We start from the raw sequence: 17,730 nt of genomic DNA, 5'->3' as shown, positions 1-17,730 counted from the left end.
TTCACCTCAATTGCCCACCTCCGGATCCGATTTAGAGCCTTCCCAGCCCAATAATTGCTCATCCAGCGGCACGGGTGGGCGACGGGTGTTGAGTGTGGCCCACCAGAACACCCAGCCCACGATCTGGAAGTTCTGTTCAAAGCGTTGCTCGTAGGTGAGGTATTCGTCGGGATGTTCACCGGCGTTGTGGCTGCGCATGCGCAGGCCGCCGCCGGGACGGTTGTAGAGGTATTTGATGCGTAGCATGCCGTCATGTTCGACCGCGTAGATTTCGCCGTCGATGATTTGGGTGCGACCGCTGTCGATGGCGAGTATGGCGCCCTGTTGGATGATGTCGGTCATGCTGTTGTCGACCATGTACGCGCCTACTGCGCGCTCGGGGTTTACTTTGAGGGTTTCGAGGCTAATCAGGGAGACGCGGATGCACTCGGTGGACGTAAATGTGGGGTGGAGGGGGATTTCCACGTCGGTTTTTTCTGGGTTGCAGGCCGAGCCTGTGAGGTATTTGCCGGTGGTTTCGCGGGTGGGGAGTACATTCCTTGCGTTCGGGCCGTCCAACAGAAAGTTGACCGGTGGGTGTTTAGGGCCCATGCCGGTGTGCAACCACCGACTGGAGACGCACAACAACTCTGCAATCTCGTTGAGTTTGCCCATGGGGACGCCGCGTTTGAACCAGTTGTTCACGTGTTGAGGCGTGACGCCGCGGTTCTTGGCGAAGTCGGAGGCGGAAAGATGAACTTCCCGTAGCAGTGCTTTTAAACGATCACCTGATGTATTCATAAACGCAGAGTTTACTGGCGGGAAAAACAAATCAAATAAACCATGCGTTGAATTGCGCGTGTAGGTTTTTACTTAGTTGTGGCCTGATTTTTCAGTTTTCTTGTATTGTTAAACGTTAGTTTTTGTTTGTTGATCCGAGTGTTTAATTGCATGCATAAAAAAGCCCCGAATAGTCGGGGCTTTTTCTATTGCCGGGGTAATACCGGACGGGTATCAGCCTTTGTAGGCGGCAACCGATTTCAGGATCTCAGCGCGGGCGGCGTCTGCATTGCCCCAACCGTCGATCTTCACCCACTTGCCTTTTTCGAGGTCTTTGTAGTTCTCGAAGAAGTGCTTGATCTGTTCCAGCAGCAGTGGCGGCAGATCGGTGTATTCCTTCACATCCACGTACAGCTGGGACAGCTTGTCGTGTGGAACTGCGATAACTTTGGCATCGCCGCCGCCGTCGTCGGTCATGTTCAGGATGCCGACTGGACGGGCACGGATAACCGAGCCTGGGGTCACCGGGTAAGGGGTTACCACCAGCACGTCGAGGGGGTCACCGTCGTCAGCCAGGGTGTTAGGGATGAAACCGTAGTTGGCCGGGTAGAACATCGGGGTGGCCATGAAACGGTCAACGAACAGGCAGTCGCTGTCTTTGTCGATTTCGTATTTGATCGGCGCGTGGTTGGCCGGAATCTCGATGGCGACGTAGATGTCGTTCGGCAGGTCTTTGCCAGCCGGAATCTTGCTGTAGCTCATTGGGCGTTGCCCCCGTTAATTGGCCAAGAAACTTGGCCGGATTGGCCTAAAAGTGGCGGCGATTATAGGCACATTCCGCCGCCGATGCCATGCGCCAGACGTCGTACGGTTATTCGCCCTGCGGCTGATAACGCGGGTCCGTGGCTTGCAGCTGGTTCAAGCGGGCCAGGGTGTCCTGGCGATAAAAGCGGCTGAGTTGGGCGTACACCTGTGGATAACTATTGACCAGTAAATCCGGGGCGCTGAAAAAATATTCGCTGGTAACGGCAAAGAATTCCGCCGGGTTTTCCGCCGCGTAGGGGTCGATCTCGGTTTCGGCGTCCGGGTTGGCGTCCAGCTGGCGATTGAGGTCGTCGTAGGCGCTTTGCATCACGCTGGCCCATTCCTGCACGCGCATGTCGCTGTGCAGCGGCGGCAGGCCATTGGCGTCGCCGTTGAGCATGTCGAGTTTGTGCGCCAGTTCGTGGATGACCAGGTTGTAGCCTTCCCAGTTGCCACTGGCCAGTACGCCTGGCCAGGCCAGGATCACCGGACCCTGTTGCCAGGCTTCGCCACTGTGCTCACCGTCCCACTCGTGTTCGATGCCGCTACTGTCGCGATGGCGTTGGGGGCTGAGAAAGTCGTCGGGGTACAGCACGATTTCGTGGAAACCCCGATACCAATCGAGGTCGCCCAGGTTCATCAACGGCAGTTGCGCCTGGGCGGCGAGCAGCAGGCGTTGTTCCTGATGCAGCTCGACGCCGGGGAGGGCGGTGAGGTGTTTTTCGGCGAGAAATACCACGCAGGCTTCGCGCAGCCATTGATCCTGCTCGGCGCTGATGCCGTCGAGAAAGGTCAGGTGCTGGCGCACCCGCTGCCAGGTGTCATCGGCAATCGGGTGCTTGGCCAGCAGGCGCCGGCGACGCCAGGCGCTGAGGGACCACATCCGCGGTTACTGCGGCTTGGCTTCGGAGGAGGCGCGACCAAAGCGGCTGCGAAACACGCCAATGATCATCGGCACCAGCGACAGCAGGATGATGAACACCACCAGCAGCGAGAGGTTCTTCTTGATGAACGGCACGTTGCCGAAGAAGTAACCCAGGGTCACCAGGCCACCGACCCAGAGGATAGTGCCCAGCACGCTGAAACCGAAGAAGCGTGCGTAAGGCATTTTGGCGATGCCGGCGACAAATGGTGCAAAGGTCCGCAGGATCGGCAGGAAGCGCGCCAAGGTCACGGTTTTGCCGCCGTGCTTGTCGTAGAAGTCGTGGGTTTTCTGCAGGTAGTCGCGTCGGAAGATCTTCGAGTTCGGGTTGCTGAACAGGCGCTCTCCCGCTGTTCGTCCGATGACGTAGTTGGTGCTGTCCCCGAGGATCGCCGCCAACATCAGCAGGCCGGCCAGCAAGACCGGGTCCATGCCGCCGCCTGCGGCGACCGCACCGGCGATGAACAGCAGCGAATCACCGGGCAGGAAGGGCATGACCACCAGGCCGGTTTCGCAAAAAATCACCAGGAACAAAATAGCGTAGATCCACGGACCGTAATTGGTTACCAGCAGGTCGAGGTAGACGTCGAGATGCAGGATAAGGTCGAGCGGGTTGAAATCCATGGATGGCACCTGTGTGAATGGCTCGGCTCAGCAGGCCAGTGCGGAAGCTGGGGTAAGTAAGGCTACAAGGGTATGTCGCGATTCTTACATCCCTGAAAGGTCCGCATTATACGGATCGAGAGGTGAAAAGCCTGTTGGTTTTGTAGCGGGGGATGTCGCGGTTTTCGAAAATATACACCGATCCAAATGTGGGAGCGGGCTTGCTCGCGAAAGCGGCGTGTCAGTCAGCACATCTGATGCTGAACCACCGCATTCGCGGGCAAGCCCGCTCCCACAGGGGATTTTGGGGGGCAGTGGTCAGTCTTCGCTGATCGGCAGCACGTAGTTCTTGAACTCGGTGTCTTCACGAAACCCGATCGACTCATACGTCTTCTGCGCCACTTGATTGTCACTGCTGGTAGACACCCGCAGCCTTACCGCATGGGTCTCCTTGGCCATTTTCTTCGCGGTGCGCATCAGGTTGTCGGCCACCAGTTGCCGACGAGCGTCTTCGGCCACATAGATGTCATTGAGGATCCACACGCGCTTGAGCGACAGCGAAGAAAAGCTCGGATACAGCTGGCAAAAACCGAGCAGTTTTTTATCGTCATCATCGGCCAGGGCCAGGTAGATCACCGATTCCTTGCGGCGCAGGCGCTTTTCCAGGAAGGCCCGCGACGAGTCTGGGAAGGGCAACGCGCCGTAGAATTCGCGGTATTTGACGAACAATGGGGTCAACAGGTCCAGGTGTTCCAGGGTCGCTTGAGTAATCCGCATGCCAGGCCTCAACTTCCAAATGGGGTATGACCACACAAGCGGCCGTGACTCGATGCTGCCTAACGGCGCGAAAAAGCGCAATCATGCAGCGTTCAGTCATCCGGTGAACTGAGCAGGAAATTACCTTTCATCAGGTCCGGATCATCCGATTCGATGGTCTGAACCTGCGCCTCATCCTTGAGGTTGACCCCCGACAGTTGCCGGCGACACGCCTCTCGCATCAAGTAAAGCAGGCGATGGGCTGCCATGCCGTAGCTCAAGCCCTCCAGGCGTACGTTGGAGATGCAATTGCGATACGCATCGGTGAGGCCGACCTTGGGGTTGTAGGTGAAATACAACCCCAGGCTGTCCGGCGAGCTGAGCCCTGGCCGTTCGCCGATCAGGATCACCACCATCTTGGCGCCGAGCAATTGGCCAATCTCATCGGCCACGGCCACACGGCCTTGTTCGACCAGGATGACGGGTGACAAGGACCAGCCTTCGGCGTGGGTCTGTTCTTCCATGCGTGTCAGAAACGGCAACGTATGTTTATGCACCGCCAGTGCGGACAAGCCATCTGCCACCACCACTGCCAGGTCCACACCACCGGGATTGGCCGCCGCATGCGCGCGCAGCGCCTGGGCCGACTCATCACTCAAGCGCCGCCCCAGGTCCGGGCGTTGCAGGTAGCTGTGCCGGTCAGTTGCGGCGCTGTGCAGCAACAGGCTCTCACGGCCGCGTTCGGCCAGTTGGCCGCTGAGGCCGGCATGGTCGAAGGGCAGGTGCACGGCGTCCCGCGCCTGGGCGTGGGCGAACTGGAAGTCCAGTTGCGCCTGCGTGGGAATGCTGGTGCCGGTACGGCCCAGGGCAATGCGCGCCGGGGTCAGGCGGCGCAGTTCCAGCCACGGGTTCTCAGGTAGGTCGAGTTGCACGGGCGGCTCCTTCATCCCAATTGCGCCAAGGCTTGGCGAAACGCCGGTGGCAGGCTGTTACCGAAGCGTACCTTGCCATCGGCTTGCGTGAAGATACCCATCTTCGCCAGCCACTGTTCAAACTCCGGTGCCGGCTTCAAGCCCAGGGTCTGGCGGGCGTACAGGGCATCGTGGAACGAGGTGGTCTGGTAGTTGAGCATGATGTCGTCAGAGCCGGGGATGCCCATGATGAAGTTGATCCCCGCCACGCCGAGCAGGGTCAGCAGGGTGTCCATGTCGTCCTGGTCGGCTTCGGCGTGGTTGGTGTAGCAGATGTCGCAACCCATCGGCACGCCCAGTAGCTTGCCGCAGAAGTGGTCTTCGAGGCCGGCGCGGATGATCTGCTTGCCGTTGTACAGGTACTCCGGGCCGATAAAACCGACCACGGTGTTGACCAGGAACGGCTTGAAATGCCGCGCCACCGCATAGGCCCGGGTTTCACAGGTTTGCTGGTCGACCCCAAAGTGCGCGTTGGCCGACAAAGCACTGCCCTGGCCGGTTTCGAAATACATCAGGTTCTGGCCCAGGGTACCGCGATTGAGGCTCAGGCCCGCGTCGTAACCTTCCTGCAACACGTTGAGGTTGATGCCGAAACTGGCGTTGGCCGCTTCGGTGCCGGCAATCGACTGGAACACCAGATCCAGCGGCACGCCACGGTTGATCGCTTCGATGGAGGTGGTGACGTGGGTCAGCACGCAGGCCTGGGTCGGGATCTCGTAGCGCTGGATGATTGCGTCGAGCATTTCCAGCATGGCGCAGATCGAGGCGATGCTGTCGGTGGCCGGGTTGATGCCGATCATGGCGTCGCCGTTACCGTACAGCAGGCCGTCGAGAATGCTCGCGGCGATACCGGCCGGCTCATCGGTTGGGTGGTTGGGCTGCAGGCGTGTGGATAAACGCCCGCGCAGGCCCATGGTGCCGCGGAACTGGGTGACGACGCGGATCTTCTGCGCCACCAGCACCAGATCCTGCACGCGCATGATCTTGGACACGGCGGCAGCCATTTCCGGCGTCAGCCCAGGCGCCAGCGCGCGTAGGCTATGTTCGTCGGCCGCGTCGCTCAGCAGCCAGTCGCGCAAGCCGCCGACGGTCAGGTGGCTGACCACGGCAAACGCCTGCTTATCGTGAGTGTCGATGATCAGCCGGGTGACTTCATCGCTTTCATAGGGGATCAGCGCTTCTTCGAGGAAGTGTTTCAGCGGGATATTCGCCAGCGCCATCTGCGCGGCCACCCGTTCACCGTCGTTTTGCGCGGCCACGCCAGCGAGAAAGTCCCCGGAGCGTGCAGGACTGGCCTTGGCCATCACGTCCTTGAGGCTGTCGAAGCGGTAGGTTTGTGTACCCACCGCGTGGGAAAAGCTTGCCATACAGTGTCTCCTTGACGACGCGGGCACAGCGCTCGCGTCGAGGTTTACGGCAGTCAGTGCAAGGCGGCCTCTGCGGCCTGGATCGCCGCGAATTCCTCTTCGGGCGTGCCTGCTACCAAGTGATGCCGGCTGTAGAAAGCAAAGTAAGCAATTAATACTCCATAGATGATCGCAGCGCCAATCACCACCCGTGGATCGACCAGGAAGCCCGCCACTACGGCCACGCAAGCCAGTACCAAGGCGACGCCGGAGGTGAAGATGCCCCCAGGTGTGCGGTACGGACGGTCCATTTTGGGGCGACGAATGCGCAGGGTGATGTGCGCGGCCATCATCAGCACGTAGGAAATCGTTGCGCCAAACACCGCCACCAGGATCAGCAAATCACCCTGGCCGGTCAAAGACAGGCCAAAACCGATGATGCCGGGGATGACCAATGCCAGCACCGGCGCTTTGCTTTTATTGGTCTGGGACAGTTTGCGCGGCAGGTAGCCCGCACGGGAAAGCGCGAAGATCTGCCGCGAATAGGCGTAGATGATCGAGAAAAAACTCGCAATCAAGCCGGCCAGGCCGACGAGGTTGACGAAGCTGCCCATCCACGTCGAACCACCGTAGGACAGCGCCAGCGCTTCAACCAATGGGTTGCCCGATTTGATCAGCGCATAGGTGCCCGCACCGCCCGGCGCAATCACCAGGATCAGCAGGGCAAAACTGGTCAGCACCACAATGGCGCCAATCAGGCCGCGAGGGAGGTCGCGTTTCGGATTCTTGGTTTCTTCGGCAGCCAGCGGTACGCCTTCGACGGCGAGGAAAAACCAGATCGCATAAGGAATCGCCGCCCACACACCGACGTAGCCGAACGGCAGGAACGTGCTGGCGCCCTTGGCTTCGGTCACGGGAATGTCGAGCAGGTTGGCGACGTTGAAGTGCGGCACCATCGACACCAGGAACACACTCAGGGCAATCGCGGCGATAGCGGTGATCACAAACATCAACTTCAGGGCTTCACCGACACCAAAGATGTGGATGCCGATAAAGATGATGTAGAACGCCAGGTAGATCATCCAGCCGCCAACCCCGAAGAGCGACTCGCAATAGGCGCCGATGAACACCGCGATGGCTGCCGGTGCAATGGCATATTCGATCAGGATCGCGGTGCCTGTGAGGAACCCGCCCCACGGGCCAAACGCACTGCGGGCAAACCCGTAGCCGCCGCCGGCGGTCGGGATCATCGAAGACAGTTCGGCCAGGGAAAAACACATGCACAGGTACATGGTGGCCATCAGCAAAGTGGCGAGGAACATGCCACCCCAGCCACCCTGGGCCAGGCCGAAGTTCCAGCCGGCGTAGTCGCCGGAAATAACATAGGCAACGCCAAGGCCAACCAACAGCACCCAGCCGGCGGCGCCTTTTTTGAGTTCGCGTTGTTGGAAGTATTGGGAGTCGACTTTTTCGAAGTCGACAGAAGATCCACTCGGTTCGCTAGGCATGAGGAAGTACCTTTCATTGTTATTGTTCTAATTCGGCATCTGTGTGCCGGATGAAGTTCGCAAGTACTTATGAAACTTCAAGTGTGGGAGCGGGCTTGCTCGCGAAAACGCTAGGTCAGTTGATAAGTCTGTAACTGATACACCGCTTTCGCGAGCAAGCCCGCTCCCACATTTTCAAGTGCATTTCAAATGTGGGGGGGGCAGTGGTTAGTTAGAAGAAGCCCAACGGATTAATGTCATAACTAACCAGCAAGTTCTTGGTTTGCTGGTAGTGATCCAACATCATCTTGTGCGTCTCACGCCCCACACCGGACTTCTTGTAACCGCCGAACGCGGCATGCGCCGGGTACAGGTGATAGCAGTTGGTCCACACGCGGCCCGCCTTGATTGCCCGGCCTACGCGATAGGCGCGGTTGATGTCGCGTGTCCACACGCCAGCACCCAGGCCGAACTCGGTGTCGTTGGCAATGGCCAAGGCCTCGGCTTCGTCCTTGAAGGTGGTGATGCTTACCACCGGGCCGAAGATTTCTTCCTGGAACACGCGCATTGCGTTGGTGCCCTTGAGCAGGGTCGGTTGGATGTAATAGCCGCCAGCCATGTCGCCGGTGAGCTTCTCGACCTTGCCGCCGGTGAGCAGTTGCGCGCCTTCACCCTTGGCGATTTCCAGGTAGGACAGGATCTTGTCGAACTGCTGCTCGGATGCCTGGGCGCCAACCATGGTGTCGGTGTCCAGCGGGTCGCCACGTTTGATCGATTCGATCTTCTTCATCACCACTTTCATGAAGTCGTCGTAGATCGACTCCTGCACCAGTGCGCGAGATGGGCAGGTGCACACTTCGCCTTGGTTGAAGAACGCCAGCACCAGGCCTTCGGCGGCCTTTTCGATAAAGGACGGCTCGGCCTTCATGATGTCTTCGAAGAAGATGTTCGGCGACTTGCCACCCAACTCAACGGTCGACGGAATGATGTTGGTAGCCGCCGCATGCATGATGTGCGAGCCCACCGGCGTCGAGCCGGTGAACGCAATCTTGGCGATGCGCTTGCTGGTGGCCAGGGCTTCACCGGCTTCTTTACCGAAACCGTGCACCATGTTGAGTACGCCCGGTGGCAGCAGGTCGCCGATCACTTCGAGCAGCACGTTGATGCCCAGTGGGGTTTGCTCGGCCGGCTTGAGTACCACGCAGTTGCCGGCGGCCAGGGCCGGGGCGAGTTTCCAGGCGGCCATCAGGATCGGGAAGTTCCACGGGATGATCTGGCCGACCACGCCCAGCGGTTCATGGAAGTGATAGGCGGCGGTGTGTTCGTTGATCTCGGCGCTGCTGCCTTCCTGGGCGCGGATGCAGCCGGCGTAGTAGCGGAAGTGGTCGGCGGCCAGCGGGATGTCGGCGTTGAGGGTTTCACGCACCGCCTTGCCGTTGTCCCAGGTTTCGGTGATGGCCAGCAGTTCGAGGTTCTGCTCGATACGGTCGGCGATTTTCAGCAGCACCAGCGAGCGGTCCTGCACTGAGGTTTTGCCCCAGGCGTCCGCAGCGGCGTGGGCGGCGTCCAGCGCCTTGTCGATGTCCTTGGCAGTGGAGCGCGGGAACTCGGCGATAGGCTTGCCGTTGACTGGCGAGGTGTTGGTGAAATAGTTGCCTTCGACCGGCGGCACAAACTCGCCGTTGATGTAGTTGCCGTACTTGGCCTTGAACGAAACGATCGCGCCTTCAGTACCGGGGTGTGCGTAACGCATGGTGGGTATCTCCTGGCTTTTATGTTTATTTGGAGTGCAGCGCTGCTGCGCTTGATAAGCGTAGAGCAAAGGTTGGGCCACCGCTGCGCAGGCTAGCTAAATCAAGGGCTTGGGCTTTGTTGCAAGGCGCTACTGTGGCAGCTTTGACACAGGTGATGTGACAGGTTGTGCCATAAACGGTACAGACCGTGACCCGTGAGTCTGCCCGGGATTGCATTGGTCGGATGGCTGGGGGATGCTGGGCGCTCTCACGCAGGGAGAATAATAAGAAATGCACAACGATCATTTCAGTCGCCATGCCCAGCAAGTCTTGACCGTGACACGCGGACAAGCACGTTCCCAAGGCCCCGCCAGTGATCCGTCGATCGCCCGGTCCTGGCTGCGTTGCCTGGAGGACTATCACCTCGACCCTGCGCAGACCCTCGCGCCCACCGTGCTTGAGCACGGCCGCTTGCTGGAAAGCCGCGAGCGCCTGCAACAGGTGCTGCACATTGCCGGCAGTGAGATGAACAGCCTGCACCAACAGCTCTCGGGCGCCGGTCATGCGGTGCTGCTGACCGATGCGCGCGGGGTGATCCTCAACTGTGTCACCGCGCCGTCCGAGCGCAAGATCTTCGAGCGTGCCGGGTTGTGGCTCGGTGCCGATTGGAGCGAAGCCTGCGAAGGTACCAACGGTATCGGCACCTGCCTGGTAGAGCGCCAGTCCCTGACCATTCATCGCGATGAGCATTTTCGCGGCCGCCACACCGGGCTGACGTGTTCGGCGAGCCCGGTGTTCGATCCTCATGGCGAATTGCTGGCGGTGCTGGATGTGTCTTCAGCCCGTGAGGCCGTATCGCGCCAGAGCCAGTTCCATACGATGGCGCTGGTCAACCTCTCGGCGAAGATGATCGAAAGTTGCTATTTCCTGCGCCACTTTGAACATCACTGGCTGCTGCGTTTTCATCTGCAGGCCGAGTCGGTAGGCCTGTTCAGCGAAGGACTGCTGGCGTTCGACGGCGATGGGCGGATTTGTGCGGTCAACCAGAGCGCCCTCAACCTGCTGGGGCAAATGCGCGGCAGTTTGCTGGGGCAGTCGGTAGACGCATGCTTCGACTGTTCCCTGGATCAACTGCTCGGACGCGCCAGTGCCAATGCCACCGCCAGCTGGCCTCTGCGCACACGTGACGGCCGGCACCTGTTCGCCGCGTTGCGCGGTCAGTCGCGCACTGTGCCGGTGTCGATGCCAGTGGCCAAGCCCGCGCCGGCGCGCTTGCCCGGTATCTGCCTGGGCGATCCGGCGCTGCAAAACGAGTTTCGCAAGGCGCTACGGGTGTTCGAGCGCGATGTGCCCTTGTTGATCAACGGCGAGACCGGCTCTGGTAAAGAAGCCTTCGCCAAGGCCGTGCACCAGGCCAGCCAGCGCGCAGACAAGGCGTTTGTTGCACTCAACTGTGCGGCCATCCCGGAAAACCTGATCGAAAGCGAACTGTTCGGCTATCGTGGCGGCAGCTTCACCGGCGCGCTTAAAGAAGGCATGCGCGGCAAGTTGCAGCAAGCGGACGGCGGCACCTTGTTCCTCGATGAAATCGGTGACATGCCGTTGGCGTTGCAGACCCGCTTGTTGAGGGTGTTGGAGGACCGCCAGGTGGTACCCATCGGCGGTGCGCCCCAGGCGGTGAATGTCAGAATTGTCAGCGCTACCCACCGCAATCTGCTGGCGCGCGTGCAGGACGGCAGCTTTCGCGAGGATTTGTACTACCGCCTCAACGGTCTGGAAGTGGCCTTGCCGGCATTGCGCGAGCGCAGTGACAAGCAGCAGTTGCTCGACTTCCTGTTGACCGAGGAGGCGCAAGGACAGTCGATCAGCTTGGAGCCGGCGGCGCGTCAAACGTTGCTGGGCTATGCCTGGCCCGGAAATGTGCGGCAATTGCGCACCGTGTTGCGCACCCTGGTGGCGCTGTGTGATCACGGACGCATCGGGCTGGCTGACCTGCCGGCGCTATTGCACCAGGCCCCGCTGAACCGGGCCAGCGAGTTGCCGCTCGACGATGCCGAGCGCCAGACTTTGTTGGCGGCGCTGGAGCGTCAGCATTGGCGCATGACGCAAACGGCGGAGCATCTGGGTGTCAGTCGCAATACCTTGTATCGCAAGTTGCGAAAACACGGGATTACCCGTTTTGCTTCGGTTTAATCGAAAGTTGTAGGAGGGTGTTCTTTTCAACGGTCAGCTGAATTGATTTTTTATTGTTAAGTGGGAAGTTCCACGCACATTGAGTTGGCCTATTCCTATAGGAACTGGTCAATGCCATTTATTCACTCAATTAGGGCAACTGCTCAAGGTGTTTTCATTTAATAAAAATCACTCGGGTGAACACGATGATAATTACAACTTCAACGTTTGCGTATATCCCCCAGCTGTCGGCAACTATCGATAAACCTGCGGCGCCGACGGTGGTACGCAACAGCGATACCACCGAACAGCCTTTGGCGCGCAGCAAGCGCGGTATAAAAGACAAAGGCATTTTTTCGTTGTTCGGCAGTAAGCTGTCGGCGCCACCCGTGGTCGTGCCGCCAAAACCACAGGTCACTCCCAAGCCTAGCGTGTCAGCACCCCCTAAGCCGAAGCCGTTGAACAAACCCTTGCCGACCCCGAACAACCGCTTCCAGAACGTGGCGAGCGCGGTGATTCATGCCAATAAAGTCAAACAAAATGACGCGTTGCTGTTGGCCAGCCTGTCCAAGCAAACGCCGAAAATCAGCGTTGCCGAGGCGGCCAAGCGGCTTATCGATGCGGACAGCCTGGTCAAGGCCGGCGTGATTTCCTCGGCGCCCAAAGCCAGCCAGGTTGCGCGGGATGCCTTTATCAGTGCCGGCATTACCGGCATCGTCAGTGCGCCGGTCAACGTGGGGGCCTATGCTGGCTCCGTGGCCGCCGGGGAGTCGATCAAGGCGACGTACGCTCCGGGCGTGCTGCCGCCGCCGTTTTTGCCGAGCGCCGCGACCGCGCCCAAAGCAATGCAGTCGCCTCCCCCAGCGGAAACGATCCTCGGCGCGCAACTGGAGGAAGCCGAGACCAAACTGTTAGGAATGGCTTCCACGGTGATGTTCATTCTTGGTGATACCAAGAGTGTGTTCACTAAAAATGAAAGTTGGCCAAAAGATGAGTCTGGGCGTCTGGGTAACCTGGAGAAACTGCTCGATGTATCAGAGCAGCAGCTTAAAAAGGCCACTCGTCAGAACGGCATTATTTTCAGACCCTATAAACCTGGCATGACACCTCCAGTCGATGCCAAGGGGCGTCTCGAGCTGATTGAAAAACGCTTTGAGCGGATGGCTGAGTCGTATGAAAAGTTGCGCGTGTTCGCGGCCATCAAACAAAGTGAAAATGAAGAACAGGCGCTAGCCAAGGTCTGAAGTGTTCGCCGCCGGTGGGAGCGCTTGCTGCGCTCCTACCCGTATAAAGAGTGCGATTTCCCCCCTCCTGCGCTAACCTGCCTCGATGTTTTACGAGGTCGACTATGCACATTCATATTCTCGGTATTTGCGGCACGTTCATGGGCTCGATGGCGGTTCTGGCCAAGGAACTGGGCCATCACGTCACAGGCTCCGATGCCAACGTTTACCCGCCCATGAGCACGCAACTGCAAGCCCAGGGCATTGAGTTGACCCAAGGTTACGACCCGGTGCAATTCGACCCGGTCCCGGACCTGGTGGTGATCGGCAATGCCATGTCCCGTGGCAACCCGGCGGTCGAATACGTACTCAACAAAGGCTTGCCATATGTGTCAGGCCCGCAATGGCTGGCGGATCATGTGTTGCAAGGTCGCTGGGTGCTGGCCGTCGCCGGTACTCATGGCAAGACCACTACCAGCAGCATGCTGGCCTGGGTGCTGGAACATGCCGGCATGAGCCCGGGGTTCCTGATCGGCGGCGTGCCCCAGAATTTCTCGGTGTCGGCGCGCCTGGGCGATACGCCGTTCTTCGTGATTGAAGCGGATGAATATGACAGCGCCTTCTTCGACAAGCGCTCCAAGTTCGTCCACTACCGTCCGCGCACGGCGATCCTGAACAATCTTGAGTTCGATCACGCGGACATCTTCCCGGATCTGCCAGCCATTGAGCGGCAATTCCACCATTTGGTGCGCACCATCCCGAGCGAAGGCCTGGTGATTCACCCCACCACCGAGCCCGCCTTGCAGCGCGTGATCGAAATGGGCTGCTGGACCCCGGTGCAAACCACCGGCGCGGGCGGGCAGTGGCAGGTCAAGTTGCTCAGCGAAGACGGTTCCAGATTTGAAGTGCTGTTCGAAGGCCAGGCCCAGGGCGTTGTCGAGTGGGACATGAGCGGCCAGCACAACGTTGCCAACGCCTTGGTCACGCTGGCAGCCGCACGGCACGTAGGCGTGGTGCCGTCGATGGGCATTGCGGCGTTGAGTGCATTCAAGAGCGTGAAGCGGCGCATGGAAAAAGTCGCCGACGTGAATGGGATTACCATCTACGACGACTTTGCCCACCACCCGACGGCGATAGCCACCACCTTGGACGGCCTGCGCAAGCGCGTGGGCGATGCGCCGATCATCGCGATTGTCGAGCCGCGTTCCAATTCCATGAAGCTTGGTGCGCACCGCGATGGCCTGCCGGAAAGCGTCAACGATGCCGACGAGGCCGTCTGGTACGCGCCGGCCAACCTCGGTTGGGACCTGCCGGCGATCGCTGCGTTGTGCACCGTGCCGTCGACGGTCTGCGATTCCATCGAAGGCATCATTGAACACGTCAAACAGCAAGCCAAGCCCGGCACCCACGTGGTGGTGATGAGCAACGGCGGCTTCGGCGGCCTGCACGGCAAACTGGCCGAGGCCCTGAAATGAGTGGCCCGGAACGCGTCACCCTGGCGATGACCGGTGCTTCCGGCGCGCCTTACGGCTTGCGCTTGCTTGATTGCCTGGTGCGCGAGGACCGTGAGGTGCACTTCCTGATCTCCAAGGCTGCGCAGTTGGTGATGGCGACCGAGACCGATGTCGCGCTGCCGCCGAAGGTGCAGATGATGCAGGCGTTCCTCACCGAGTACACCGGTGCGGCGGCGGGGCAGATCAAGGTTTACGGCAAGGAAGACTGGATGTCGCCGGTGGCCTCGGGCTCCGGCGCGCCGGCGGCGATGGTGGTGGTGCCGTGTTCCACCGGCACCTTGTCGGCGATTGCCACGGGCGCGTGCAACAACCTGATCGAGCGCGCGGCGGACGTGACCTTGAAGGAACGTCGCCAGTTGATCCTGGTGCCGCGCGAGGCGCCATATTCGAGCATTCACCTGGAGCACATGCTCAAGTTGTCGAACATGGGCGTGACCATCTTGCCCGCGTCGCCGGGTTTCTATCACCAGCCACAGACCATCGATGACCTGGTGGATTTCGTGGTGGCACGCATCCTCAACCTGCTGAACATTCCCCAGGACATGCTGCCGCGTTGGGGTGAGCATCATCTGAGCAGCGATGAATAAGGTGCTGATGTTGGTTGTCGCGTTGCACCTGACGGGGTGCGCCACGGCGCGCACGTTGGATGCGGCGCAACCCGGTGCGCCGGTGGTGTATGCCGGCACGCGCCTGGATCTGTATGCCATGAACGGCGGCTGTTGCGCCAAGGATCGGTTTGGCGCGCAAGCGCCGAGTTATCCCGGCGTGGATCTGCCGGCCAGTGCGTTGCTCGACACGCTGTTGTTGCCGCTGTCGGTGTTGACGGTGCTGGGGGTTGGCTTCAACGCCACGGGCGGTCTTTAAGAGAAGTGGGTGCCTGTGCTGGCCTCTTCGTAGGCAAGCCCGCTCCCACATTTGAACGGTGTGAACCTGATCCACTGTGGGAGCGGGCTTGCCCGCGAAGAGGCCCGCCCAGCCACCGCGAAATCACTTGCCGAGTTTGCGCAACTCATCCGACTCCACCACCCGCACACCATCCTGCTCTTCCAGCGCCAGGCGCCACATCGCCCGGGCCAGTTCGCATACTTCAATACCACGGTATTTGCCCGGAATCAGCCGCGACAACGGCCCCGCCAGTTGTTCGGCCAGGCGCGGTTCCAGGCGTTCACCCAGCAACAGCGAGGGCCGCACGATGGTCAACTGCGGCCAGCCTTGGGCTTTCAGCGCCTGCTCCATCTCGCCTTTGACACGGTTGTAGAAGATCGAGGATTTCGCGTCGGCGCCAATCGCGCTGATCACGATCAAGTGGCGCGCGCCCAATTCCCGTGCACGCTTGGCGAAAGCCACCACCAGGTCCAGGTCAACTGCGCGGAACGCTTCTTCGGAGCCCGCTCTCTTGATGGTGGTGCCCAGGCAGCAGAAGGCAATGTCCACGCGCCCGCTCAATTGCGGCAAAACCACCGCCGGGTCGCCCACCGGGTTTTCCAGGTGCGGGTGTTCGGCCAGTGGCTTGCGGCTGGGCGCCAGCACGCGGGTCACCGTGGGTTCGTTGAGCAGGCGATCCAACAGGTGTTCGCCGGTCAGGCCGGTAGCTCCGGCCAGCAGGATATGTTGAGGCGTCAGGTACATGGTGTTTCCCCCTGTTACACGTTACAGCTTAGTTGCCTTTGGCTTCCTTGCTATTCATTGAGACGCTTTCCAGCGCCTTTCGTGCCTGCTGTTTGCGTAATAACTGCCAGTGGGCGATCACGCCTTTCGGCGCCCAGATCTGCGGTTCCGAAGCTTCGAAGTTGTCTGCCTGTTCGCGTTCGCTGACATGCAGTTGCGCCAATTTGAAGGCTTGCTGCAGGTCGTCGGTCTGGTTGAAGGCCTGGGCGAAGAGGGCGTCGCCGAAATAGGTGAAGTCGGCTTCTTCGGAGCAACCGAAGGACACCCGGTCGGCGCGCGAGGCGGTCATGATCAGGGTGCGCTCATCCTTCAGCGTCGGAATAAACCCGCCGGAATAACACGCGGAAATCACGATGACCTTGTCGCGGTTTTTCAGCGGTGCGAGCACGGCGGCCAGTTCGTCGGCCGGCAAGTCAGCCAGCTCCATGCGCGGCTGGTCCAGCACCAGTTCGTGTTCATGGGTACCGTGGCTGGTCATGTAGATAAACACCAGGTCTTCCGGCCCGGTGCGTTCGGCCAGGGTCTGCACGGCGCGGCGCAGGCTTTCGCGGGTGGCCAGGGGGCGGTCGGCGATATGGTCACGGTGGTTGACCAGGCGGATCTGCCCGCGCGCGCCGAAGCGGGTGGCGAGCATGTTGCTGACGTAATCGGCCTCACGCAGGAACACGCTTTGTTTACCGTCGCCGGCCAGCACCAGGGTGTACAGCTCGACGGCGGGAGTGGAGGCGGGCACGGCGGCGAGGGCGGCATCGAGCAATTGGCCTTGGGCCAGTACGCCGATTTCCAGTGGGTCGGGGAGCAGTTTGCCGTCGGCGTCGCGCACGCGCATGCCGTTGACCCAGGTGCCGGCTTGCACGGTGCCGTCGGTCAGCACGAGAGTGCCGCGGCCCTGGTAGTTGTCGCTGTCGAAGCCGCCGATATAGAAACTGCCGTCGGTGAGGTTCAGGCGGCCCTCGCCGGTAAAGCGCCAATCGCTGAACTGGCCGACATAGTGGCTGCCGTCCACGCCGATCAACTCGCCTTTGCCACTCAGCGCGCCTTCCTTGAACTGGCCGATCCACACGTCGCCGTCGGCGTTTTCATAACGGCCCTTGCCGTTGAGCTGGTTTTGTTTGAACTGGCCCACATAGATGTCGCCGTCGGCGCTATTGAAAGTGCCATTGCCTTCGAGCTGGCCATCGACGAAGTGGCCGCTGAACTGGTTGCCGCTGTCGTCGTTGCGCTGGCCTTCGCCATTGGGCTTGCCGTGGGCGAACTGGCCCTGGTATTGGCTGCCATCGGCCAACTCCAGGCGCCCGAGGCCGGAGTACTGATCATCCTTGAATTCGCCGCGATAGGTCATCTGCCCCTCTTTGAGGGTGCCTTCGCCGTTGCGTCGGCCACGCTTGAAACCACCGACATAGCTGCTGCCCGGCGTGGTCAGGCTGCCCTGGCCGTCGAACAGGCCTTGCTGGAACTCGCCTTTGTAGACTTCGCCGTTGCTGCCGTGCCATTCACCCAGGCCGTGCCACTGGCCGTTGTCGAACTGGCCGGCGTACCAGCTGCCGTTGGGGTAGTCGACGCGGCCCTGGCCTTGCAGCAAACCATTGACCACATCACCCCGGTAGCGGCCGCCATCGGGCAGGCGCGCATCGGGCGGCAACAGCGATTCGCCGTCTCCGCAAGCGGTGAGCAACAGGGCAAGGGCAAGGGGAGCAAGTGGGCGCATAGCGGGATCCGGATAATTGAGCGCCGAGTATGCCGCAGCCGCGAGGTTCATACATAAATTTACA

The 17,730-nt window shown here is 60.4% G+C and carries 16 protein-coding genes; 5 read left to right on the top strand and 11 right to left on the bottom strand.

Going from position 1 to position 17,730, the window contains the following annotated elements:
- Positions 1–6: 6 nt before the first annotated feature.
- From PSH81_RS23850 to PSH81_RS23810, 9 genes are all read right to left on the bottom strand, one after another.
- Positions 7–780 carry a S24 family peptidase gene (locus tag PSH81_RS23850; protein ID WP_305391594.1) on the bottom strand — a complete coding sequence of 258 codons (774 nt, stop codon included), beginning with the start codon at positions 778–780 and terminating at the stop codon, positions 7–9.
- 213 nt (positions 781–993) lie between these two features.
- Positions 994–1,521 (bottom strand): inorganic diphosphatase, encoded by a 528-nt coding sequence (gene ppa, locus PSH81_RS23845; protein WP_003219382.1) that lies wholly within the window; start codon positions 1,519–1,521, stop codon positions 994–996.
- 109 nt (positions 1,522–1,630) lie between these two features.
- The gene (locus PSH81_RS23840) at positions 1,631–2,446 is read right to left on the bottom strand and encodes a zinc-dependent peptidase (RefSeq protein ID WP_226455819.1); all 816 of its coding nucleotides are present in this window, start codon (positions 2,444–2,446) and stop codon (positions 1,631–1,633) included.
- A 6-nt stretch (positions 2,447–2,452) separates the two neighbouring features.
- Positions 2,453–3,109: a DedA family protein gene (locus PSH81_RS23835; RefSeq protein WP_192299053.1), complete on the bottom strand. Its 657-nt coding sequence runs from the start codon at positions 3,107–3,109 to the stop codon at positions 2,453–2,455.
- A 297-nt stretch (positions 3,110–3,406) separates the two neighbouring features.
- On the bottom strand, positions 3,407–3,865 hold the full coding sequence (locus tag PSH81_RS23830; RefSeq protein ID WP_192299052.1) for an N-acetyltransferase: 459 nt from the start codon (positions 3,863–3,865) through the stop codon (positions 3,407–3,409).
- Between the two features lie 92 nt (positions 3,866–3,957).
- Positions 3,958–4,791 (bottom strand): ethanolamine ammonia-lyase subunit EutC, encoded by an 834-nt coding sequence (gene eutC / locus PSH81_RS23825; protein WP_226455818.1) that lies wholly within the window; start codon positions 4,789–4,791, stop codon positions 3,958–3,960.
- Positions 4,788–6,182, bottom strand: coding sequence for an ethanolamine ammonia-lyase subunit EutB (locus PSH81_RS23820; RefSeq protein ID WP_124525118.1), 1,395 nt, complete (start codon positions 6,180–6,182; stop codon positions 4,788–4,790). Before PSH81_RS23820 ends, eutC begins: the two co-directional genes overlap by 4 nt.
- Before the next feature lie 53 nt (positions 6,183–6,235).
- A complete protein-coding gene (gene eat, locus PSH81_RS23815) occupies positions 6,236–7,669 on the bottom strand; it encodes an ethanolamine permease (RefSeq protein WP_305391593.1) in 1,434 nt (477 codons plus the stop codon).
- A gap of 211 nt (positions 7,670–7,880) precedes the next feature.
- Complete coding sequence (locus PSH81_RS23810; protein WP_305391592.1) at positions 7,881–9,401, bottom strand: aldehyde dehydrogenase family protein; 1,521 nt, start codon at positions 9,399–9,401, stop codon at positions 7,881–7,883.
- A 271-nt stretch (positions 9,402–9,672) separates the two neighbouring features.
- On the opposite strand from PSH81_RS23810, the gene PSH81_RS23805 reads away from it, so the two are divergent.
- The 5 genes from PSH81_RS23805 to PSH81_RS23785 all read left to right on the top strand — a co-directional run bounded on the left by PSH81_RS23805 (position 9,673) and on the right by PSH81_RS23785 (position 15,154).
- Positions 9,673–11,574, top strand: a complete 1,902-nt coding sequence (locus tag PSH81_RS23805) for a sigma-54-dependent Fis family transcriptional regulator (protein ID WP_226455816.1) — start codon at positions 9,673–9,675, stop codon at positions 11,572–11,574.
- Positions 11,575–11,759: 185 nt separating this feature from the next.
- Complete coding sequence (locus PSH81_RS23800) at positions 11,760–12,797, top strand: hypothetical protein (protein WP_305391591.1); 1,038 nt, start codon at positions 11,760–11,762, stop codon at positions 12,795–12,797.
- A 104-nt stretch (positions 12,798–12,901) separates the two neighbouring features.
- On the top strand, positions 12,902–14,251 hold the full coding sequence (gene mpl, locus PSH81_RS23795; protein ID WP_226455814.1) for a UDP-N-acetylmuramate:L-alanyl-gamma-D-glutamyl-meso-diaminopimelate ligase: 1,350 nt from the start codon (positions 12,902–12,904) through the stop codon (positions 14,249–14,251).
- Entirely contained in the window at positions 14,248–14,877 is a 630-nt protein-coding gene (ubiX, locus tag PSH81_RS23790; RefSeq protein WP_017735613.1) for a flavin prenyltransferase UbiX, read from the top strand. Before mpl ends, ubiX begins: the two co-directional genes overlap by 4 nt.
- Positions 14,870–15,154: a YceK/YidQ family lipoprotein gene (locus PSH81_RS23785; RefSeq protein ID WP_226455813.1), complete on the top strand. Its 285-nt coding sequence runs from the start codon at positions 14,870–14,872 to the stop codon at positions 15,152–15,154. Before ubiX ends, PSH81_RS23785 begins: the two co-directional genes overlap by 8 nt.
- A gap of 123 nt (positions 15,155–15,277) precedes the next feature.
- Here the strand turns inward: PSH81_RS23785 and PSH81_RS23780 are convergent, their stop codons facing one another.
- Together PSH81_RS23780 and PSH81_RS23775 are read right to left on the bottom strand one after the other, a co-directional pair.
- Positions 15,278–15,919 (bottom strand): oxidoreductase, encoded by a 642-nt coding sequence (locus PSH81_RS23780; RefSeq protein WP_226455812.1) that lies wholly within the window; start codon positions 15,917–15,919, stop codon positions 15,278–15,280.
- A 28-nt stretch (positions 15,920–15,947) separates the two neighbouring features.
- Positions 15,948–17,666 (bottom strand): C13 family peptidase, encoded by a 1,719-nt coding sequence (locus PSH81_RS23775; RefSeq protein ID WP_192299044.1) that lies wholly within the window; start codon positions 17,664–17,666, stop codon positions 15,948–15,950.
- Positions 17,667–17,730: the final 64 nt, after the last annotated feature.

The organism is Pseudomonas sp. FP2335 (assembly GCF_030687535.1).
Lineage (GTDB): Bacteria > Pseudomonadota > Gammaproteobacteria > Pseudomonadales > Pseudomonadaceae > Aquipseudomonas.
This window is presented reverse-complemented; position numbering and strand designations above follow the sequence as displayed.